This window comes from Clostridioides sp. GD02367, assembly GCF_045900275.1.
GTDB lineage: Bacteria > Bacillota > Clostridia > Peptostreptococcales > Peptostreptococcaceae > Clostridioides > Clostridioides difficile_A.
In genome coordinates this window covers 1-22,322 of record NZ_JBJODK010000020.1, presented here as the reverse complement: position 1 = coordinate 22,322, position 22,322 = coordinate 1, and the positions used below count along the sequence as shown (strand labels likewise).

14 protein-coding genes are annotated in these 22,322 nt (G+C 30.2%); 4 read left to right on the top strand and 10 right to left on the bottom strand.

Annotation, left to right across the window (positions count from 1 at the left end; all coding sequences use genetic code 11):
- The first annotated feature begins 311 nt into the window (after window positions 1-311).
- The 4 genes from cls (at window position 312) to Q3223_RS18825 (ending at window position 6,315) form a co-directional block, all read left to right on the top strand.
- Window positions 312-1,793 carry a cardiolipin synthase gene (cls, locus tag Q3223_RS18840; protein WP_054271849.1) on the top strand — a complete coding sequence of 494 codons (1,482 nt, stop codon included), beginning with the start codon at window positions 312-314 and terminating at the stop codon, window positions 1,791-1,793.
- A 317-nt stretch (window positions 1,794-2,110) separates the two neighbouring features.
- Window positions 2,111-2,608 carry an NAD(P)H-dependent oxidoreductase subunit E gene (locus Q3223_RS18835; RefSeq protein WP_003416946.1) on the top strand — a complete coding sequence of 166 codons (498 nt, stop codon included), beginning with the start codon at window positions 2,111-2,113 and terminating at the stop codon, window positions 2,606-2,608.
- A gap of 16 nt (window positions 2,609-2,624) precedes the next feature.
- The gene (locus Q3223_RS18830; RefSeq protein ID WP_054271850.1) at window positions 2,625-4,511 is read left to right on the top strand and encodes an NADH-quinone oxidoreductase subunit NuoF; all 1,887 of its coding nucleotides are present in this window, start codon (window positions 2,625-2,627) and stop codon (window positions 4,509-4,511) included.
- A gap of 22 nt (window positions 4,512-4,533) precedes the next feature.
- Complete coding sequence (locus tag Q3223_RS18825) at window positions 4,534-6,315, top strand: NADH-dependent [FeFe] hydrogenase, group A6 (RefSeq protein WP_054271851.1); 1,782 nt, start codon at window positions 4,534-4,536, stop codon at window positions 6,313-6,315.
- A 122-nt stretch (window positions 6,316-6,437) separates the two neighbouring features.
- Here Q3223_RS18825 and Q3223_RS18820 read toward each other — a convergent pair whose 3' ends face one another.
- The 10 genes from Q3223_RS18820 to Q3223_RS18775 form a co-directional block, all read right to left on the bottom strand.
- A complete protein-coding gene (locus tag Q3223_RS18820) occupies window positions 6,438-8,234 on the bottom strand; it encodes a MutS-related protein (protein ID WP_284182440.1) in 1,797 nt (598 codons plus the stop codon).
- Between the two features lie 146 nt (window positions 8,235-8,380).
- Window positions 8,381-9,310: an HPr(Ser) kinase/phosphatase gene (gene hprK, locus Q3223_RS18815; RefSeq protein ID WP_054271853.1), complete on the bottom strand. Its 930-nt coding sequence runs from the start codon at window positions 9,308-9,310 to the stop codon at window positions 8,381-8,383.
- Entirely contained in the window at window positions 9,310-11,127 is a 1,818-nt protein-coding gene (gene uvrC / locus Q3223_RS18810; protein ID WP_074179240.1) for an excinuclease ABC subunit UvrC, read from the bottom strand. Before uvrC ends, hprK begins: the two co-directional genes overlap by 1 nt.
- A gap of 257 nt (window positions 11,128-11,384) precedes the next feature.
- A complete protein-coding gene (gene uvrA / locus Q3223_RS18805) occupies window positions 11,385-14,210 on the bottom strand; it encodes an excinuclease ABC subunit UvrA (protein WP_284182441.1) in 2,826 nt (941 codons plus the stop codon).
- Window positions 14,211-14,228: 18 nt separating this feature from the next.
- Window positions 14,229-16,235, bottom strand: a complete 2,007-nt coding sequence (gene uvrB / locus Q3223_RS18800; protein WP_054271856.1) for an excinuclease ABC subunit UvrB — start codon at window positions 16,233-16,235, stop codon at window positions 14,229-14,231.
- A gap of 149 nt (window positions 16,236-16,384) precedes the next feature.
- Complete coding sequence (locus tag Q3223_RS18795; RefSeq protein ID WP_407812390.1) at window positions 16,385-17,647, bottom strand: alkaline phosphatase family protein; 1,263 nt, start codon at window positions 17,645-17,647, stop codon at window positions 16,385-16,387.
- Window positions 17,648-17,709: 62 nt separating this feature from the next.
- Window positions 17,710-19,014, bottom strand: a complete 1,305-nt coding sequence (locus tag Q3223_RS18790; protein ID WP_407812389.1) for an ABC transporter substrate-binding protein — start codon at window positions 19,012-19,014, stop codon at window positions 17,710-17,712.
- A 30-nt stretch (window positions 19,015-19,044) separates the two neighbouring features.
- Window positions 19,045-19,905 carry a carbohydrate ABC transporter permease gene (locus tag Q3223_RS18785; protein ID WP_054271859.1) on the bottom strand — a complete coding sequence of 287 codons (861 nt, stop codon included), beginning with the start codon at window positions 19,903-19,905 and terminating at the stop codon, window positions 19,045-19,047.
- 37 nt (window positions 19,906-19,942) lie between these two features.
- Entirely contained in the window at window positions 19,943-20,812 is an 870-nt protein-coding gene (locus Q3223_RS18780) for a carbohydrate ABC transporter permease (RefSeq protein ID WP_074179237.1), read from the bottom strand.
- Window positions 20,796-21,866, bottom strand: a complete 1,071-nt coding sequence (locus Q3223_RS18775) for an ABC transporter ATP-binding protein (protein WP_054271861.1) — start codon at window positions 21,864-21,866, stop codon at window positions 20,796-20,798. Before Q3223_RS18775 ends, Q3223_RS18780 begins: the two co-directional genes overlap by 17 nt.
- Between the last annotated feature and the right edge of the window lie 456 nt (window positions 21,867-22,322).

Genomic DNA, 22,322 nt, shown 5'->3' with positions numbered 1-22,322 from the left:
TTCCCCCTTAAAAATTATACTTTTCCTTGTCTTTTTATGGCAATAATTATATAATAACAATATGATATATAATAAATTTTATTAACATAAAAAATATACTATATGCATATATATAGCTGTCTCATATAATTATACTATTTATTATATACCAACTTTGTTAATTTCGAAATAATTTATATTGAATTTGAAAAATTTACCTCTCGATTATTTATTTTACTTTTTTATTGTTGAGGTATTATATATAATAGATATATGTTTGTGTTATTATATATAATTACTTATTTTAATAAATATTTGAAGGAGGAAATTTTATGTTTGATATATCATTTTTCGAAATGTCAATATATGAAATAGCAGTTACTACAATATATATAATTAATTTCATGGTTATACTGAACCTTATCTTTAGGGAAAAAAGAAACATAAATACAACTCTAACATGGCTTCTTATATTAGTGTTAATCCCTGCACTTGGATTCATACTTTATATAGCTTTTGGTAGAAACATTTCAAAAAACAATATGTTTAGATTAAAAGAAAAGGACGATAAGATAATCAAAAGTAACATACTAGATACTCAGGTTAAGTTACAGTCTACTTCTGAAATTGATTCAGATATACATCAACATAAGGATATGATTTATGCATTAGCTAACTCAAATAATGCTCATTATACCAATAATAACGATGTGTGGATTTATGCTGAGTCTAGTCAATTTTTTAACAGTCTTCTTGAAGAACTTAAAAAGGCTAAAAAATATATAAACATACAATTTTACATTTTCAAAGATGACAAAATCGGAACTGAAATAATCGACATTCTAGTAGCTAAAGCTAAAGAAGGTGTCGAGGTAAGACTTTTATTTGACGCCGTTGGTGGTAGAACACTAAAGAATAGTACACTTTCTAGACTTAAAGAAAGTGGTGTTAAGGTTGGAAGTTTCTTTCCATCATTCTTAAAAATTGTAAACTTTAACTTAAACTATAGAAATCACCGAAAAATTGTTGTCATTGATGGTAAAGTAGGATTTGTAGGTGGATATAATGTTGGTGATGAGTATTTAGGTAGAAATCCAAAATTTGGTCTATGGAGAGATACACATACCAAACTCACTGGTGATTGTGTAATTGACCTAAATATGAGATTTATCCTTGATTGGAGATACACAACTAAAGAAGATTTAGACTTAGAGAAGTACTTTATAGAAGAAGAAACAAACTCTAATCATCCTTCTGAAAATATTGGGATTCAGATAGTATCAAGTGGTCCAGATATATCAGAGCTTGACGAAATTAAATATGGTTACCTTAAAATGATTCAGAAAGCTAGAAAGTATATATATATACAGAGTCCTTATTTAATACTTGATGCAACATTTATAGATACTTTAAAAATAGCTTGTTTATCTGGTGTTGATGTAAGAATTATGATTCCTTCTAAACCTGACCATCCTTTTGTATACTGGGCATCATATTCATATGCAGGAGAACTTTTAAACTTTGGAGCTAAAATTTATACTTACGGTCAAAATGCATTTTTACATGCTAAGACGATAGTTATAGATGACTCTATCTGCTCTATAGGAACAGCCAATATGGATATAAGAAGTTTCGAACTTAATTTTGAAGTAAATGCATTTATGTATTCTTCAAAAAAAGCACTGGAACAAAGAATTATATTTGAAAATGATATTTTAAATTCAAAAGAAATAACATTAGATATATATAATTCTAGGTCTACTTATATAAAAATCAAGGAATCAATTTCTAGACTATTATCAGCAGTTTTATAAATCTTTTATTTTATAAAAATTTTACATTCCGGTTTATTTTTTAAAGTTTTTTATATATATTATTTTTTTTTTATTGAATTTAGTTCATTTTTTTTATTTTTTTTAACTATTCTGAATTATTTTATATTATAATAGACTAGTATAGTTTTTATTTTTGATAGGTAACTTTTTTGCATTGTTTTTATGAATAAAGAAATTGTTGTATATTGTTCTTTCTTTATTGTTTTGGTTTTGTTCACCAACATAAGGTTGGGGTCAACTCATGGTTAATTATTTTTTGAGAAATAATAACTTTAAAAAGAAAAGGGGGATTTGTTATGTGCGATTTTATTTCACACAACAAGCAATTATTTGACGAACTAGATATATTTATTGACTCTCTTGCAACAAAAGAAGGTGCGTTAATACAAGTTCTACATGAAGCACAAGGTATATTTGGATATCTTCCAAAAGAAGTTCAGCTTCATGTTGCTAGAAAACTTGGAGTAGCTCCTGCAAAGGTATATGGGGTTGTTACATTCTATTCTTATTTTACTACAGAACCTGTAGGTAAGTATAAAATCAGTGTCTGTCTAGGTACTGTATGTTTTGTAAAAGGTGCTGATAAAATATTAAGTGCTTTTGAAAAACAACTTGGTATAAAAGTTGGAGAAACTACTAGTGATTTTAAATTTTCTTTAGAAGGTTTAAGATGTTTGGGGGCATGTGGTTTAGCTCCAGTTGTTACTGTAAATGGTAAAGTTTATGGTAAGGTGAAACCTGACCAAGTAAGTGAAATATTAGATACTTATAGAGAATTAGAATTGAATTGTTAAGAGGGGTGAATAAATAATGCGTAAAGTAAATTCATTTGATGAATTAAAAGTTTTAGCTGATGAGCTGAAACCTAATCTTAGCTTAAGAAAAAATTATTCTAAGGAAAATGTATTAAGAAGAGAATTACTTGTTTGTTGTGATACTGGATGTACATCTTCAAACAGTATGGAAATAGTTAGTGAATTAGAAAATGAAATAAAAAAATCAGGAATCCAAGACAAAGTTACTGTTCGTTTGACAGGTTGTTTTGGCTTCTGTGCTCAAGGTCCTATCGTAAAAGTTTATCCTGATAACGTTTTCTACGTGAAGGTTGAACCATCAGATGCTGAAAAGATAGTTCAAAGTCACTTAATTAGAAATACAGTTGTTGAGGAATTATTATATGAAGAAGAATCTTTAAGCAAAAAAGTAGAAGAACAAGAAGAAATGTCTTTCTACAAAAAACAGTTACGTATAGCTTTAAAAAACTGTGGACTTATTGACCCAGATAGCATAGAAGAATATATTGCCAATGATGGTTATTTAGCTCTAGGCAAATGTTTAACTTCTCTTACTCCTCAAGAAGTTATTGCAGAAGTAAAAACTTCTGGTCTTCGTGGTAGAGGTGGTGCTGGTTTCCCTACTGGCTCTAAATGGGAAGCTGCTTCAAAAAATCCTGCTGGCCCAACAGATAAAAAATTTGTTGTTTGTAATGCTGACGAAGGTGACCCAGGTGCATTTATGGATAGATCAGTACTTGAAGGTGACCCTCACAGTGTACTAGAAGCTATGGCAATATGCGGATATGCTATAGGCTCTGATACAGGTTACATATACATAAGAGCAGAATATCCAAAATCTATAGAAAGATTAAAAGTAGCTATAGCTCAAGCTGAAAAATACGGTTTACTTGGTGAAAATATATTAGGTACTGGATTTAACTTTAAACTAGAATTAAAATACGGTGCAGGAGCTTTCGTTTGTGGTGAAGGTACAGCTCTAATGCATTCAATTGAAGGTAGACGTGGTGAACCTAGAATGAAGACTTATAGTTCTTCTAAGAGTGGTTTATGGAAATCTCCTACTTGCTTAAACAATGTTGAAACTTTTGCCAACATACCAGCAATCATACTGAATGGCGGAAGCTGGTTTGCTAACTTAGGTACTGAAGATTCTAGTGGTACTAAAGTCTTTGCTCTTGGTGGAAAAGTTGAAAATGTAGGGCTTGTTGAAGTTCCAATGGGTACTACTTTAAGAGATATTGTATTTGAAATTGGTGGAGGAATCCCTGAAGGTAAACAATTCAAGGCAGTTCAGACAGGTGGTCCATCTGGTGGATGTATACCAACTGAGCATTTAGACATCCCTATAGACTTTGGTTCATTAAGCTCTATAGGTTCAATGATGGGTTCTGGTGGTATGCTTGTTCTTGATGAATCTGACTGTATGGTAGATATAGCCAAGTTCTTCCTTGAGTTTACTGTTGAAGAATCTTGTGGTAAATGTACTCCTTGTCGTATAGGTACTACAAGATTATTAGAGATATTAACTAAAATTACAGAAGGTAATGGTACTCTACAAGATTTAGATGACCTAGAAAACCTTGCTGAAACTATACAAACTGCTTCATTATGTGGTCTTGGTAAAGCTGCTCCAAACCCTGTTTTAAGTACTCTTCAATATTTCAAAGATGAGTATATAGCTCACGTTGTAGATAAGAAATGTCCTGCTGGCAAATGTCAAAACTTACTTTCTTACTTTATAACAGATGCTTGTAAGGGTTGTACAAAATGTTCTAGAGTGTGTCCTGCTGGTTGTATAACAGGTTCTGTTAAGGAACAACATACAATAGATACTTCTAAGTGTCTAAAATGTGGTGCTTGTATAGATAATTGTACATTTAACGCTATAATCAAGAAATAACTTATTTGGAGGAGGAATAACAATGAGTTTAGTTAATTTAACTATTAATGGCAAACACGTTTCAGCACCTAGTGGAACTTCTATCTTAGATGCTGCGAAATTAATAAATATAAAAATACACAACCTTTGTCATTTACATATGAACGAAATAGATAAGCTTGACACTTGTGCTTCTTGTCGTGTTTGTATGGTTGAGACAGAGAGAGGCTTAGTTCCAGCTTGTGGAACAGTTATAAAGGAAGGTATGAGAGTTCAAACTAATAGTGCAAAAGCATTAAATGCTCGTAGAACTATTGTTGAATTATTGTTATCAGACCATCCACAAGATTGTTTTGTATGTGAAAAAAATGGAGACTGTGAATTACAGACTATAGCTGCCGATTTAGGAGTAAGAAAAATAAGATATCAAGGTTCTAAATCTTTTGCAGGTAAAGACACTTCTACTAAGTCTTTGGTTAAAGACCACTCTAAGTGTATATTATGTAGAAGATGTGAAACTGTATGTAATGATATACAAACAGTAGGAGCATTATCTGGAGTTAATCGTGGATTTAATACTTTAGTTAGTACATTCTTCAACTCTGATATGGTTGAGACAGAGTGTACATTCTGTGGTCAATGTATATCTGTCTGTCCAACTGGAGCATTAACAGAAGTAGATAATGTACCTAAGCTTTGGGATGTTTTAAATAAAAAAGAAAAAACTATAGTAGTTCAAGTTGCTCCTGCTGTAAGAGTTGCAATTGGTGAAGAATTTGGATTAGAACCAGGTTCAATTTCTACAGGAAAAATGGTAGCTGCTTTAAAAGCACTTGGATTTGAACATGTATTTGATACGAACTTTGGTGCAGACTTTACTATCATGGAAGAGGCTACTGAATTTATAGAAAGAATCCAAAGTGGTGAAAATCTTCCTATATTGACTAGTTGTTGTCCTGCATGGGTAAACTTCTTAGAGCATAATTATCCAGATAAGTTAAATTTAGCATCTAGCTGTAAGTCTCCTCAAGGTATGTTTGGTTCTATAGCTAAAAATTACTATGCACCTAAAATATTAGGAATCAATCCTGAAGAGCTTTATGTTGTATCTGTAATGCCTTGTGTAGCTAAAAAATATGAAGCTTCAAGAGAAGAATTAAGTGAGTCTGGAATACTAGATGTTGACCTTTCTATCACTACTAGAGAATTAGCTAAAATGATAAAAGAAGCTGCTATCGATTTACCTAATCTTCAAGACCAAGATTTTGATAATCCTTTAGGAAAATCTACAGGTGCTGCATCTATATTTGGAGCAAGTGGTGGAGTTCTAGAAGCTGCTCTACGTACTTCATATGAAAAGATAACTAATAAGACTTTAGATAATGTAAACTTTACTAATGTTAGAGGTCTTAAAGGAATCAGAGAAGCAAGCATAGATGTTGATGGAACTACAGTTAATGTGTGTATTGTAAATACACTTAAAAATGCTAGAAAGATTATGGATAAGGTTAGAAGTGGAGAATGTAAATATCACATTATAGAAGTTATGGCATGTCCTGGTGGATGTGTTGGAGGTGCTGGTCAACCTTATCACCATGGTAATACTGAAATAGTTGATAGACGTGCAAATGCATTATATGAAATAGATAGAAATAAAGCTATTCGTAAATCTCATGAAAATCCTGATTTACAGGCTATTTATAAAGACTTCTTTGGAGACCCAAATAGTGATGTAGCTCATAAATACCTTCATACTCATTACTTCGATAAGAGTTGTATTTATGGAGAATGCCCACAAGAATGTGCTTGTGAGGAATCTAAATAAGCTCTAACAATTATAAAAATTAAGTGTTATTAAATAAAAGGATTGTCTTAAAATACTCTTAAGTACTTTAAGACAATCCTTATTAGTTTACTTTAATACAACTTCCTAGTCTTATATATTAATTAAAGAATTCCAGCCATTTTCATAAGTTGTTTTGCATTTGTAGTTTTACATCTTCCATCTTTTATCATATAGTCAAAATGAATTTTATCATCTACATAGTACTCTGAGAAATGATAGTTTACAACTTCAACATCTCCACTACCTGAAAGGTCACATAACTCAAAATCATGTGTTGTAACCATACTTATAACCCATGGTCTTGATAATTTCTTTACTGCCTCACTTGCTCCAATAATTCTATCAGCAGAGTTAGTTCCCTTAAAAATCTCATCCACTAAAACCAACATTGGTAATTCTTTTAAGCTATATTGAATCATTGATTTTATTCTAAGAATCTCAGCATAAAAAGTTGATATTCCTTGGCTTACATCATCTTGTATTCTCATAGATGTAAATATAGCCATACAAGTTGCATCAAAATTCTTAGCACATACTGGTCCTCCTGCATATGCTAATACTAAATTCACTCCTATACTTCTTAAAAATGTTGTTTTTCCAGACATATTTGAACCTGTAATAATACATGTCTGAGAATTTAATTGTATTGAATTTGCTATAACACTTTTTTCTGCTATTAATGGATGATATACTTCTTCAACTTTTAGCCTTGGAATGTCTTCATGTTTTATTACTGGAAAACATGTATTCTCCTTTACATGACCAATAACTGTTAAACTTATTAGAGCTTCAAATTCTCCAATAGATTCTAGCCACCCTCTAATTTGATTTCCATACACACCTTTCCATCGTTCCAGTGATTCTGCACAATGATAATTCCACATAAGAACACCACAAGCAATTATATATAATATCTGATTATATCTTAAATTTACAGCATTTCCTATTGAATTTAGTTGTTTAATACCTTTTGAAACGCCACTTCCCTTAGAAAGTTTTTTTTGTAATTCTTTTAAGTAATCACTCTCAAATGTCTCTTTTTCTAAAACCTCAAACATCTTTTCATATACTTGTATATTTCTACTAAATGAAAATAATGGTGAAAGAGTCTGCATAAGTCTCGTATGCCCAAAACCACTAAATCCCAACTGTATTATGAAAAGTAGAAAAACAGGCAAAATAGGTAAAAAACCTAATGTAAAAAATATAAAAGATAGGATTGTAGCAGTAGGTAGACCCCAAGTAAAAATATGCATCCATTTTGGTATATATACATCCTTATTTTCTCCATACTCTATGAATGCTTCTATACTACCATCAGAATTATTTTTTTGCTCCTTACCAATTATATTACCCAGTGTTTGAATATGAATAGAAAAATCATCTTTTGATAAAAGTTCTTTTATTGCTATTTGTCTCTCTAAGATTATCTTCTCATCTGGATTTTCATTCCATAATGACTTAGCCAAGGACTTCTTACCATAAGATGTATTAGCCACACAGATATATTGATACAATGAAGCTCTTCCAAACAAATCTAAATCTTTTGCTTGTGAATTTTCATCTTCTAAGTATTCTTTACCATCTATTTTAAATTCTTTCCAGCCATCTCCAAATCGTTTTATATACTTGTCTATTACATCAATCTTACTTTTAAAATACATTTCTTCTTCTTTTACTTTATTATGAATAACTAAGAGTGCTATAAACGCTACAATCGCTACAACTCCAACAAAAACACCCACTATATTTTTATTGTAAAGTCCAATAGCAAATCCTACTATCACTATCAAAAAAGAGATTAATCTCGCTGTACTTATATTATTTGACTTTTTACTTAAGAGCAATTCTTTTTCAGTAGTACTTTCTAAAAGTTTACTAAAATAGTCTATTCCCATAAAAAATTCCAACTTTCTTGTTATATAATAAAATCCAAATATAAAATTAATCTAGTGCAGTTTTAATCTATTACTTTAAATTATCCTTATCTAATATATATTATTAATAAATATTAGATACAACTTAATTTTAATATCAGTCTGCACTACTTAGTATCAATTAATTTTGATAGTTTTTTAGTAAACTCTTGTGCTGCATCATATCCCATTCCTCTTTGTCTAAAATTCATTGCTGCTACTTCTAATATCATAGCAGTATTTCTTCCAGGCTTAACAGGTACAACTAGTTTCTCTACATTGACACCAAGTATCTCTTCATATTCTTTATCAAGCCCAAGTCTGTCATAATACTTAGTCTCATCCCAAGCTTCTAGATGAACTACTAAATCTATCATTTTAGAATTTTTAATTGCTCCTACTCCATATAGACTTCTAACATCTATTATCCCTATTCCTCTTATCTCAAGAAAATGTCTTATCAATTCAGGTGACTGTCCCATCAGCATACTTTCATCCAGTTTTCTTATTTCCACAGCATCATCTGCAACTAGTCTATTTCCTCTTTGAATCAGTTCTAACGCTGTTTCTGACTTTCCTATACTACTTTCACCTTTTATCAGTACACCTATTCCATAAATATCAACTAACACACCATGAATTGTTGTGTGTGGTGCTAATTTATTATCCAAATAATTTGATAGTCTATTTATAAGTCTAGTTGTGTTTCTATTTGTACTCAAAAGTATTCTCTTATATTTTTTAGCTTTTTCAATTACATCTGGCTTGATTTCCAAGTCTCTAGAGATTATTAGAGCAGGTATTTCATATGAGAAAAATCTATCCAACACTTCTTCTCTAATAGTATTATCCATTAATCCAAAGAAATTATATTCTGTCTTCCCAACTATTTGTATTCTTTCATACGCAAAGTAATCAAAATATCCTGCAAACTGTAACCCTGGTCTATTTATATCTTGAGAGTAGACATAATAATCTACATCATCAGGCATGTACACTACTTTTAACTTCAAGTCTTTTATTATCTCTCTTATCGATACCTTATTGCTAGTTTCCATTAGTTTTCTTCCTTCCTAAAAAAATTATAAACATTATCTGCAATGCTTTTATTCATTCCCTCTACTTCTAAAAGTTCTTCCATAGTAGCTTTTTTTATAGCATCTACATCTTTGAAGTGATTTAATAATGATTTCTTTCTTTTTTCACCTATTCCTTGTATATCATCTAAGATAGATTTTGTCAAAGCTTTATTTCTTAAACTTCGATGATATGTTATTGCATAATTATGAACCTCTTCTTGTATACTAGCAATAAATCTATATAAATTGGTTGTTTTATCTAGCTCTATTTCTTTTCCTTTACATATCAATCCCTTGGTTCTATGCTTATCATCCTTGTACATTCCCCAAAGAGGTATATCTACATCATTAAGTTCTAATACTTTTTTTACTGCGCTAACTTGTCCTTTTCCACCATCCAATAATATCAAGTCAGGTAAATTTCCATGTTTTAATCGTCTATCTACAATTTCAGCCATAGAATCATAATCATTAGGTCCAATGACTGTTTTTATTTTATATCTTCTATATTCTTTTTTATCTTTTTTAGCATTTGTATATACTACCATAGAGCCAATCGAGTCTACGCCTTGTATATTTGATATGTCATAAGCCTCTATCCTTATTGGTAACTTTGCTAGATTTAATAGACGTTTTAATTCTTCTAATGCTCCAATACTCTTTTCATATTTTCTCTTATTCATATCAGAAAACTTTTCAAGATACTCTATAGCATTTTTTCTTACCATTTCAACTAAGCTTTTCTTTTCTCCTTTTTGTGGTACTCTTATAGTTACTTTTTGACCTTTTTTGGATGACAACCATTCCTCTAATATAGAACTATCTTCTATCTCATCTTCTATAATTAATTCTTTTGGTATATACTCTTGTTCATTGTAAAATTGTTTTACAAATGAACCTAATATAGAGGCTCTTGGGCTATCCATTACACCTTCTAATATAAAATGTTCCCTACCTACAATCTTACCATTTCTGATAAAAAATACCTGTACACAGGCTTCATTATGGGCTCTTGCCATTGCAACCACATCTTGATTTAAGTCACTTACATTAGTGTCTATTTTCTGTTTCTGTATCATCTCTTCAAGACTCTTTATTTTATCTCTATATACCGCAGCTTCCTCAAATCTAAAATTCATAGAACTCTCATTCATTTTTTCCTTTAAAAGCTCCATCAATTTCTCTTCTTTACCAGATAAGCACATTATAATTTCTTCTATCATCTTTCCATATTCTTCTTTAGAAACATTTCCTGTACAAGGCCCTAGACATTTATTTATATGCAGATTTAGACAGGGTCTTGTTTTATTCTTTATCGCTTTTTCGATATCTATTTTACAACTTCTTATTGGATAGGTACTATTTATAAGTTCCAAAGTATCATTCACAGCAGTTATATTAGTATATGGTCCAAAATACTTTGCCTTATCTTTAAGAACTCTTCTAACCTTTAAGATTCTCGGATAATCTTCATTTGTAGTTACTTTGATATATGGATAAGTTTTATCATCTCTAAGTACTACATTATACTTAGGTCTGTATCTTTTTATTAGATTACATTCAAGTATTAATGCCTCCAACTCTGAATCCGTTATAATATACTCAAATTTATATATATTTTTAACCATAGATTTTACTTTAGATGTATGGTTTTTTGAAGATTGAAAATACTGCCTTACCCTATTTTTTAAAGATATGGCTTTTCCCACATATATTATATGGTCGTATTTATCTTTCATTAAATATACTCCGGGCTCAGAAGGTAATTTTTTTAAATGTTCTTGTATATCAAACATATAGCCCTCCAAAACATTAAATTTTATATTAAAATTATACCCTAAAATGTGAAATTTAAAAAGTTATACAGTTTCCAGTACTCTAAACAAGTTAAAGTCCATATCCCCCTTCCATAATTGATTTAAAAACAAACCTTATGAAGAGCAATATGGACTTTATACTTTTATTGACTACTTACAACTTATATTTAATTAGCTTCTAAAAGATATAATCAGCTTATATCTCTAATTTTAAAACTTATCACATTTTAGATGATTTAAGAAAAATATTTCTTTAAAAATTGACCAGTATAAGACCCATCAACTTTAGATACTTCTTTTGGTGTTCCAGTTGCAACTACAGTTCCACCTTTATCTCCACCTTCTGGTCCTAGGTCTATTACATAATCACAAGTCTTTATGACATCTAAATTATGTTCTATAACTATAATTGTATTTCCTGTATCTGCTAATCTTTGTAGCACTTGGATTAGCTTGTCTACATCTGCCATATGAAGTCCAGTAGTAGGCTCATCTAATATATACAATGTCTTTCCTGTTGGTCTTTTACTAAGCTCAGCAGCTAATTTTATACGTTGTGCTTCTCCTCCTGATAATTGAGTTGAAGGCTGACCTAATTTGATGTATGAAAGACCTACATCCATTAAAGTTTCTAATTTTCTTTTTATATTTGGTATGTTTTCGAAAAACTCAACAGCTTCTTCCACATTCATATCCAATATATCAGATATAGTTTTATCTTTGTATTTTACTTGTAGTGTTTCTCTATTATATCTTTCACCCTTACAAATTTCACAAGGAACATATACATCAGGTAAGAAATGCATTTCTATTTTTATTATTCCATCACCCTTACAAGCTTCACATCTCCCACCTTTTACATTGAAACTAAATCTTCCTTTTTTATAACCTCTTGCCTTAGCTTCATTAGTTGCTGCAAAAATATCTCTTATAAAATCAAATACACCTGTATAAGTAGCAGGATTTGAACGAGGTGTTCTTCCAATTGGGCTTTGGTCTATATTTATAACTTTATCTATATTTTCAATTCCTTTTATTTCTTTATGGTTACCAGCTCTTTGTTTAAGTCTATTTACTTTACTTGCTACACCTTTGTAAAGTATGTCATTTATTAGTGTACTTTTACCAGAGCCTGAAACACCTGTTATACAAGTAAACTTACCTAATGGGAATTTTATATCTATATTTTTTAGATTATTTTCTGATGCTTTAATTATTTCTATAAAATTTCCATTTCCTTCTCTAGTAGTCTCAGGAAGTAATATTTGTTTTTTACCACTTAGATACTGACCTGTTATTGAGTTTTCATTTTTAATTATTTCATCCAAAGTTCCTTGTGCAACTATCTCACCACCATGTATACCTGCGCCTGGTCCAATATCTAAAACATAATCAGCCTCTCTCATTGTGTCTTCGTCATGCTCTACAACAATTAAGGTATTTCCTAGGTCTGTTAAGTGTCTAAGTGTACCTATAAGCCTATCATTGTCTCTCTGATGAAGTCCTATACTTGGTTCATCAAGTACATATAAAACCCCAACAAGTGCAGAACCTATTTGAGTTGCTAATCTTATACGTTGTGCTTCCCCTCCTGATAGAGTTCCAGCTTTTCTTGATAAATTCAAATAATCAAGACCTACATCTCTTAAGAACATAGCTCTTCCTTTTATTTCTTTTATAATCTCATGAGCTATAAATCTCTGTTTCTCTGTAAGGGTTATATTTTCCATAAAATCAATTAATTCATTTACAGATAAATTTGTAACTTCCATTATGTTTTTACCATCAACCAAAACAGATAGGACTTCTTTTTTAAGTCTCATACCTTTACATTTTGGACATGGTCTTTCTGCCATATATTCTTCAATCTTATCTCTCATGTACTCCGAGTTAGTTTCGTTGTATCTTCTCTCTAAGTTTACTATTACTCCTTCAAAGTACGACTTATAATTTCTAGTTCCTCCAAATTTTGATTCATAAGTAAACTCTACAATTATATTGTCCTTACCATAAAGTAATTCCTCAACAAAATCCTCTGGTAAATCTTTAAATGGTGTTGTCAAAGATACATTAAAATGTTCTGCTAAACTTTTTATCATTTTACTATAGTAAGTATCATCATTAACACCTGTTGACCCCCATGCTGCAACCGCACCTTGTTTTATTGACAAATCTTTATTTGGTACGACTAACTCTGGGTCAACTTCTTTACTTTCTCCAAGACCATTACAAACATCACAAGCACCAAAAGGAGCATTAAATGAGAACATTCTTGGAGATAATTCTTCTATACCAATTCCGTGTTCTGGACATGCAAATTTAGTTGAAAAAAGAATTTCTTCTCCATCTATTATTTGAGCTATTACAAGACCATCTGATAACTTAACTGCAGTCTCAATCGAATCTGCCAATCTAGATTCAATTCCATCTTTAATTACTATTCTGTCTACCACAACTTCTATATTATGTTTTTGATTTTTATTCAGAACTATATCATCGCTAACTTCATAATTTTCACCATTGACTCTAACTCTTACAAATCCTTCTTTTTTGATATTATCAAAAACCTTTTTATGTGTACCTTTTTGACCTCTAACAATTGGTGAAAGTATTTGTAATTTCGTTCTATCTGGAAAATCTAGCATTTTATCAACTATTTCTTGGATAGTCATTTGACTTATTTTTTCACCACATGTAGGACAATATACATCTCCTACTCTTGCAAATAATAATCTTAAATAGTCATATATTTCTGTTACTGTTCCAACAGTAGAACGTGGGTTTTTTGAAGTAGTCTTCTGGTCGATTGATATAGCTGGTGATAACCCCTCAATATATTCTACATTTGGCTTTTCCATTTGACCTAAAAATTGTCTAGCATATGCTGATAGACTCTCTACATATCTTCTTTGACCTTCTGCATATATTGTATCGAATGCCAAAGAAGACTTTCCAGAACCTGATAACCCTGTAAAAACAATAAATTTATCTCTTGGTAATTCTAAATCTACATTTTTTAAATTATGCTCTTTTGCTCCTCTTATTATAATTTTATCTTCCATAATGTTGTTTTTACCTTTCTATTTTTCCAATTTTTCTTCTAATTGTTTTACTTTATCTCTAAGTTCTGCTGCTCTCTCAAATTGTAAGTTTTGAGCAGCCTCCATCATCTCTGATTTTAATTTTTCTATATTATCTCTTATTTCATCTTTATCATCTGTGTCAGAGATTCCATATACAACTTCTTCCTCTGCTACCTTAGTAGCTTCTATACTATCTCTTATACTTTTTTGTATAGTCTTAGGAGTAATATTATGTTCTTCATTATATAGATTTTGTATATCTCTTCTTCTCTTTGTCTCATCAATAGCATTTTGCATTGAATCAGTTATTCTGTCTGCATACATGATTACTCTTCCATTTTCATTTCTAGCTGCACGTCCAATAGTCTGTATTAATGCTGTTTCGGAACGTAAGAAACCTTCTTTATCAGCATCCAAAATTGCTATAAGTGAAACTTCTGGTATATCTAATCCTTCTCTAAGTAGATTTATTCCTACAAGTACATCAAACTTTCCTAGTCTTAAATCTCTTATTATTTCGGTTCTTTCTAATGTAACTATATCTGAATGCAAATATTTAACTTTTATCCCTATCTCTTTAAGATAATTAGTCAAGTCCTCACTCATTTTTTTGGTTAAAGTGGTTATAAGTACTCTTTCATTTTTTTCTATAGTTTTAGTTATTTCTCCTACCAAATTGTCTATCTGATTATTGATAGGTCTTACTTCTACAATTGGGTCTAAAAGTCCAGTTGGTCTTATTATTTGTTCTGCTATAGTTTCTGAATGTTGAATTTCATAAGGCCCTGGTGTAGCACTTACAAACAACATCTGATTTATATTTCCTTCAAATTCTTGAAAATTTAATGGTCTATTGTCAAGTGCGGAAGGTAATCTAAATCCATTCTCTATAAGAGATGTTTTTCTAGACCTATCTCCTGCATACATACCTCTTACTTGTGGTATAGTAACATGTGCCTCATCTACAATTATTAAATAATCATCTGGAAAGAAATCCATTAAAGTATATGGCTTTTCTCCTTCTTCTCTACCTGTAATATGTCTTGAATAGTTCTCTATACCTTGACAAAATCCTATTTCTTTTAGCATTTCTATATCGTACTTAGTCCTTTGTTCAATTCTTTGAGCTTCTAAAAGTCTATCATTTTCCTTAAAAAATTTTATTTGCTCTTGAAGTTCGTCCTCTATTTCTACAATTGCCTTTTCAATTCTTTCTGGTGTTGTTACATAGTGAGATGCGGGGAATATAACAATGTGGTTTCTAGTACCAACAATCTTTCCTGTTACATAATCAATCTCTGTTATTCTATCTACCTCATCACCAAAAAACTCTATTCTTATTGCTTTCTCATCGTTACTTGCTGGGAATATCTCTAGTATATCTCCTCTAACTCTAAAGGTACCTCTTGTAAAATTTATGTCATTTCTTTCGTATTGTATCTCTATTAACCTTTTTATTACATCATCTCTGTCTCTTTGCATACCTGGTCTTATAGATAGCATAAGTTCTTTATAGTCTTTTGGATCACCCAGTCCATATATACAAGATACAGATGATATTATTATAGTATCTCTTCTTTCTAAAATAGATGCCGTAGCAGAATGTCGAAGTTTATCTATTTCATCATTTATGCTTGCATCTTTTTCTATATAAGTGTCACTGTGAGCTACATATGCTTCTGGTTGATAGTAATCATAGTAACTTACAAAATATTCAACTGCATTGTCTGGGAAAAATTCTTTAAACTCACTGTAAAGCTGTGCTGCTAGTGTCTTATTGTGAGCCATTATTAGGGTAGGTTTTTTAACTTGCTGAATGATGTTTGCCATTGTGAATGTTTTTCCTGAACCCGTTACTCCTAATAATGTTGAAAATTTCTCATTTCTATTTATAGAATCCACTATTGATTTAATAGCTTCTGGTTGGTCACCTGTAGGTTTGAAGTCTGATTTTATTTTAAAATCCACGGTATCACTCCTTTTTCGAACATTAGTTCCTAACATTTATTATTATATCATACCTTTATAAAATTGTTTAAGTTATTTTAAATATTTTACCCATTTAAATTTTACTTAAATCTAAAATATAAAAAAAGACTTCTATCTTTACAATAGAAGTCTATAATACATGGAAAATAAATACTTCATCCAATTTATATGATAAAATCAAATGCCTCTTTTTCAGCTCCATCCAACGTTAAACCAAATAACTTTAATATAGTTGCTGCATGTGCCCTCAAATCTCCATTCTCTATAACCACACCACTTTTAATGTTAGGTCCAAAAGCTATAAATGGAGGTCTATTACCCTTAGTAGGTAAATGACCATGTGTTGCAACAGCAAATTTATAATCTTTTATATCAGAATCCTTTATAATATTTCCTTCTACATCATTACCAAACGAAATTCCTTCAATTCCTTCAATTACCATTTCAAAATCACCTTCAAGACCAAGTTCAGATGCTTCCTCTTTGCTAAAAATATTTTCTATGAATAATTCTTCTTTAAACTCCTCAAGTAGTTCTCTTAACTCTGTTAATCTATCTAAGTTATTTACTATTATCTGAGCTGATATACCAGAAGAATTTACATAGGCATCAAAATGTTTAACTTCTCCATCTTCTACTGTTATAAATCCTCTTGATTCAAGTAAAACATTTGGATTTATAACTTTGTCAACTCTAAGATGACCATGGTCTCCAAGTATTATAAAGTTTGTATCTTCATATGTACCTGCATCCCTTGTAGCTTGAATTATATCTCCTAGCCATTCATCATTCATTTTCAATGCTTCATCCACTTGCTCATTAAATAATCCATAATTATGTCTTGTATGGTCCAATGTCGCCAAATGTATCAACATTAAATCAGGCTTATAGTCCTTTATAATATCTACTGCACAGTTTAATCCAAACAAATCCATGTTAGGTTCTAGCTTCCAATCAATATAATGACAATGTTTATTATAAATACTATCCATTATAATCTTACTAGAACTTTTTTCAAAAGTCTCTCTTGGATCATCGTCTCTATTAGGTGCCCATATTTCTGCAATATTAAAGTCTATATTTGGATTTGCTCCCATTACAGGCCATAATACACTAGCTGTAGTTAAATTATTTTCTTTTGCTACATCTAAAATAGTTTTTGTTTTTATATCCTTTGAATACCAATACCAATCTTTGCTTTCTTTATTTGGGTCAAATTTTTCATTATGATATATACCATGCTTTTTAGGATATACTCCTGTAACCATGCTAGTATGGCATGGATATGTTAAAGTAGGATATACACAATTTATATTTTTTACTATAGAGCAATTCTCTAATATAGATTTAAAATTTGGGAGATTTTTTACAAATTTCAAGTCTTTTTCAAATAAAGAATCTACTGATAATACTATAACTTTTGTCATTTACATTACCTCTTCATTCATATATTATTAAATACTTTTAATCAGTTTATGGCTATAAATAATTATTTATTTGTTTTATCTATTACTGCTTGCATTGCAGAAGTTCCTTTACTTACTGCATCTTTTGGAGATACATTTAAGTCAGTAAGTCCCTTTTTAATTTCATCCATTAGCTTATCAGTTGCTTCTTTATATCCATTTAACATTGGAAGTGCTACAGCATATTGTAACTGGTCAGTTGCAACTTTATATTGAGGTTTCTCTTTATATAGTGTTTGTAATTTTTCAGACTTAGTTGCATCGTCAGTTGTTGGTAAGTACCCTGTTGATGAACTGAATTGAACTATCTTATCTGTTTGAGTCATCCATTTTATAAATTCTGCACTTGCTTCTTTTTCTTTATCTGTTCCACCTTCAAGCATAACTAGATTTGCTCCACCTGTAGGAGTTGCGTATTTTTGATTCTTTGGTAAAAATGCTGTTGATATTTCAAATTTACCTTCTGTTTGTTGCATAAGTCCTGCTAAATCAGCTGTTGATGTAAATATCATGCCTACTTTACCATTTACAAAATCTTGTTTTGCCACATCCCAAGCATTATAATCTTCTCCAGGAGGCATTTTCATTATTCCATCTTTCATCATATCTTGCCAGAATTTAACTGGTGCTTGCCCTGCTTCATTATTAAACGCTACTTTTTTACCATTAGTTATTTCTCCACCACTTTGCATTACCATAGCTTCATAGAACCAAATATCTATTGGTGTTTCAAAACCATAAGTATCTTCTGATTTATTCGTCATCTTACTAGCATAATTTTTAAGTTCTTCCCATGACTTTGGACCTGAAGGGTCAAGACCTGCTTTAGTTGCCATATCTTTATTTATGTATAATATTGGAGTACTTCTATTAAATGGCATCCCAACAAACTTGTTTTCGTAATATGAATTTGTTAAAAGACCAGAAAAAAATCTTTCTTGGTATGTTTTATCAAAATACTTGCTCATATCTACTAAAGCTCCTGCTGATGCAAATGTACCTGTTTGAGTTATTTCTAGTAATGTTACATCTGGTTGGTCTTTAGAAGTTAAGGCTGCCTGTAATTTTGTTGCATTTTCATAGTAATCTTTCTGTTTTAGCATATTTACTTGTACATCTTTATGCTCACTATTAAACTGGTCAACCATTTTTTGTGCAGTTTCTCCATTAGTTCCACCCAAAGGAGCCCAGAAATCTATCTTTGTAATATTGCTATCAGTTTTTTCCCCTTTAGATGTATTTGAATCATTAGAATTTGAACACCCAACTAAAGAACCTAATAATAATGTTATTGCTAATCCTGTTGCTAATTTTCTTTTAAGCTTCATTTTCATCCTCCAAATTTAGTCTTTAATTTTTTATTTTATTCCTGAATACATAAAAGCTTCTTTTACCTTTTTATTTGCAAATATATATACAAGAATTATTGGTAAAATTAGAATTATATTTCCTGCCATTATTACATTCCATGCAGTAATTCCTTCTGAAGATTTAAGAAGTGCCACCCCTATTGGTAAAGTTCTTATGGCATCTGTATTTGTCATTACTAGAGGCCAGAAGTAATTGTTCCAATGATATATAAAATTGAATAATATAAATGTTATTACTGCTGGTTTTGCCATAGGAACCATTACTTTAAACATTATCTTTAAATCAGAAGCATTATCTAGTTTAGCTGCTTCAATAATCTCATCTGAAATCTGCATGAAATTTTGTCTAAGTAGAAATATACCAAATGAAGATGTCATAAATGGAATTATAAGTGGAACATATGTATTTATAAATCCAAACTTACTCATCATCATATATACTGGTAAAAAAGTTACTTGTGGTGGAATCATAAGCCCTATAAGTAAAAGTCCAAATAATACCTTTTCGCCTTTAAATCTAATTTTAGAAAATGCATAAGCTGCTGGAACCATCACTAAAAACTGTATGATTAAAACACTTCCTGTTACAAATACACTGTTTAGTAAATATCTAAAAAATGGTCCTGAATTCCATGCTGTGCTATAATTTTCTAACACTATATCATTTGGTATTATAGTAGGTGGTAATTGCATCATTTCTTGTGGATTTTTAAAAGATGTCGATAACATCCATATAAAAGGAAATATAAATATTGCAGATAAAAGTAATAAAACTAATACTTCTATTGATTTTGATGCTATTTTCTTTATATTAATTTTGTCTTTTTTGATAGGTTGTATAATATCCATTTTCTCCTCCTTCTTGATAGGCCTTATGTCTATTTTTTTATTGATAGTGAACTTTCTTTGACAGTAATCTGAAATTAGCATATGTAGCAATCATAACTATAGCTAGTAAAAACATACTCGCTGCACTTGCTTGTCCTATATCATAATATATAAATCCAGACTCATATATATAATAAGACAACATATTGGTTGAACCTAATGGCCCACCTTGTGTCATTATACTTATCTCATCAAACACTTGAAATGATGCAGTTGTTGTTGTTATCATAAGAAAAAATATTGTTGGTGACAATAATGGCAATGTCACTTTAAAGAAATTAGTTATCTTGTTCGCGTTATCTAATTTAGATGCCTCATATATATAGTTTGGTATGGATTTAAGACCTGACAACACTATTAAAATATTATATCCAAGAGTTTTCCATATTCCTATTAGAATCAGTGACATTAAAGCTGAGCTTTCACTTGAAAGCCATTTTGATGTTGGTAAATGTAGTGTTGACAGTATCCAGTTTAAAAAGCCATATTGTGGCTCCATAATCCAAAGCCACAATACAGCTACAGATACTAGTGAAATTACATGTGGTGTAAAGATTATACTTTGCGTTAAATTGTGTATTATAGAGTTTTTATTTAACCAAACAGCAAGTACTATAGCTAATGAAATAGATATAACTACCATAAAGAAAGTATAAATTGCTGTATTAGTTATAGTTTGTATGAATTCTGGATTCTTTAAGAGTTCTGTATAGTTATTTAAACCTACATTTTCAAAAGTCGAACTAAGAAGACTTCCTGATTTAAAACTTAAAGATATTGTCTTGATTATTGGATATACTATAAACAAAAGAGTTCCTATAATAGCAGGTGTTATATATAAATATGCTTTGTTAAATTGCTTTTTCATAAATATCTCCTTTGATTTTAGAATACATATTTTTACATTTTTTTAAATCTTCTACTCTTTCTCCATACTTATCAAAATAATATAAATCTTTTTCTAACACGCTTATTCTTAAGGTTCTTCCAATATCAAATATATCATTTTCTGTTTTAACTCTTATCTCACTATCAAGAACAGATAGACAATATATAGTTTCATTTCCCAAGACTTCTTTAGTAACTACTTTTCCAAATAAGCTAAATACACCATCATTTTTTCCATCTATATTTATACTCTCTAGTGTTGCTTTTTCTGGTCTAAATCCAAGCTTAACATCATTTTTGATATTTAGTATATTCATGCAAGGATTTCCAATAAACTGGGCTACAAATAAGTTTTTAGGATTTTGATATATTTTTTTTGGGGAACCTATTTGCATTATCTTACCTTTGTTCATTATCACTATCTTATCTGCCATCGACATTGCCTCAACTTGGTCATGAGTTACATAAACAAATGTAGATTTTAGTTTTTGATGTAATTGTATTAATTCTGTTCTCATTTGGTTTCTTAATTTAGCATCTAAATTTGATAATGGCTCATCCATTAAAAATACCTTTGGATTTTTAACCATAGCTCTAGCAAGTGCTACTCTTTGTCTTTGACCTCCAGATAAATTACCTGGTTTCACATTTAAATATTCTTGTAATCCTACCACATCAATAACTTCTGTTATAAGTTGTTCTCTCTCTTCTTTAGGTACTTTCTTATTCTTAAGACCAAATTCTATATTTTCTTTGACAGTCATGTGTGGATATAACGCATAGTTCTGAAATACCATAGCTATATCTCTTTTACTAGCATCCGTTTTTGTTACATCATTTTCTTCAATTTTTAATTTACCTGAAGTTATATCTTCAAGACCTGCAATCATTCTTAGTGTAGTAGATTTACCACATCCACTTGGGCCTACCAACACTGTAAAAGAACCATCTTCTATAGTAAGATTTAAGTTTTCTATAACGGTATTTTTTTTATTATAAGATTTTGTGACATTTTCTAGTCTTATATCTGCCATTTTTTATCCTCCTAAAATATTTGATTTCATTTTATGATTTGCTTATAGATTAATAATACTCTTAATTTGTAAAGGATATATTAAGACAAAGTGAATATATAGTAAACTTATTAAAATGAAGGTTAAATTGTAAACATTTTTTGTTAAATATACTAAACTTAAATGAATATGCTATTTATATTATTTATAACTTTCTATAGTTTCTATATTTAATATTTAGTATAACAAGAGAATTTTAATTTACAGAATGATATATAAGACTCTTTATTTTTATAAGATTAGAGTTGAAAATAAAAGAAAATAAAAAAGACCTCTATGGGGGATAGAGGCCTTTAAGTGGGGGAGATTGAGTAATTTATTTTTGCTATATTAAGTTTTACAATTATATTATGTCCCAAATTTGTAGGGTCTAAACATAAAAAACAAAACTTTTTTTAATTTTAATAAATTTACTCA

What these genes read in the sequence shown, in the direction of transcription:
- cls (WP_054271849.1), top strand. Translation starts at nt 312, where the DNA reads ATGTTTGATATATCATTTTTCGAAATGTCAATATATGAAATAGCAGTT.
- Q3223_RS18835 (WP_003416946.1), top strand. Translation starts at nt 2,111, where the DNA reads ATGTGCGATTTTATTTCACACAACAAGCAATTATTTGACGAACTAGAT.
- Q3223_RS18830 (WP_054271850.1), top strand. Translation starts at nt 2,625, where the DNA reads ATGCGTAAAGTAAATTCATTTGATGAATTAAAAGTTTTAGCTGATGAG.
- Q3223_RS18825 (WP_054271851.1), top strand. Translation starts at nt 4,534, where the DNA reads ATGAGTTTAGTTAATTTAACTATTAATGGCAAACACGTTTCAGCACCT.
- Q3223_RS18820 (WP_284182440.1), bottom strand. Translation starts at nt 8,234, where the DNA reads ATGGGAATAGACTATTTTAGTAAACTTTTAGAAAGTACTACTGAAAAA.
- hprK (WP_054271853.1), bottom strand. Translation starts at nt 9,310, where the DNA reads ATGGAAACTAGCAATAAGGTATCGATAAGAGAGATAATAAAAGACTTG.
- uvrC (WP_074179240.1), bottom strand. Translation starts at nt 11,127, where the DNA reads ATGTTTGATATACAAGAACATTTAAAAAAATTACCTTCTGAGCCCGGA.
- uvrA (WP_284182441.1), bottom strand. Translation starts at nt 14,210, where the DNA reads ATGGAAGATAAAATTATAATAAGAGGAGCAAAAGAGCATAATTTAAAA.
- uvrB (WP_054271856.1), bottom strand. Translation starts at nt 16,235, where the DNA reads ATGTTAGGAACTAATGTTCGAAAAAGGAGTGATACCGTGGATTTTAAA.
- Q3223_RS18795 (WP_407812390.1), bottom strand. Translation starts at nt 17,647, where the DNA reads ATGACAAAAGTTATAGTATTATCAGTAGATTCTTTATTTGAAAAAGAC.
- Q3223_RS18790 (WP_407812389.1), bottom strand. Translation starts at nt 19,014, where the DNA reads ATGAAGCTTAAAAGAAAATTAGCAACAGGATTAGCAATAACATTATTA.
- Q3223_RS18785 (WP_054271859.1), bottom strand. Translation starts at nt 19,905, where the DNA reads ATGGATATTATACAACCTATCAAAAAAGACAAAATTAATATAAAGAAA.
- Q3223_RS18780 (WP_074179237.1), bottom strand. Translation starts at nt 20,812, where the DNA reads ATGAAAAAGCAATTTAACAAAGCATATTTATATATAACACCTGCTATT.
- Q3223_RS18775 (WP_054271861.1), bottom strand. Translation starts at nt 21,866, where the DNA reads ATGGCAGATATAAGACTAGAAAATGTCACAAAATCTTATAATAAAAAA.